General features: G+C 63.0%; 1 protein-coding gene. It reads right to left on the bottom strand.

Annotated features, from left to right (window positions below; all coding sequences use genetic code 11):
- Positions 1 to 533: S8 family serine peptidase (locus EOA60_RS36605; RefSeq protein WP_348632763.1), on the bottom strand; the 533-nt coding region annotated here is incomplete at both ends.

Below are 533 nucleotides of genomic sequence, written 5' to 3'. Positions count from 1 at the left end.
GTGCAGGATAAGGGTTCACGTTTGCTCGCGCCAATGCCCTGTCCGCCTGCGGCACCCAGTCGATGTTGCGAGCCCCTATAGTGAGGCCGTTGACGGTCTCGGCCGGCGAAAGAAGGCGCCGATCCGCCTGGACATCGGCAATCGCGCGCAAGACTGCACGGGCGCGCGCGTTTTCCTGGGCGTCCTCGAAATCCCGTCCGGTCGCAAATGCCCGCACGGGAAACTCCTCGCTGACATTGCCGGCGCTGACAAGAAAAAGGATGCCGAACCGGTAGGCGAGCCGATCGAGAAGCCGCGCCCATGGCGACAACTGGCCATGAAATCGCCTCCGAGCATTCCCGAGCGAAATGTTGACGATTATGACATGAGGCGCGGAGGGGTCGGTCGGACCGCGCATGCGCATCACGGCCTGGTAGATCAGGTCGACGATGAGCCTGTCAGACGGAAAGCGGTCGGCTGAGCCGAGAACGGGAATGCAGTGGATTTGCCGCGGAAGCGGCGGCTCGGGCTTGTTGCGGTCACCATGCACAATC

The sequence above is a fragment of the Mesorhizobium sp. M1A.F.Ca.IN.020.06.1.1 genome, from assembly GCF_004023265.1.
Taxonomy (GTDB): domain Bacteria; phylum Pseudomonadota; class Alphaproteobacteria; order Rhizobiales; family Rhizobiaceae; genus Mesorhizobium.
The sequence above is the reverse complement of the archived record's forward strand: the minus strand, read 5'-3'. Positions and strand labels throughout refer to the sequence as shown.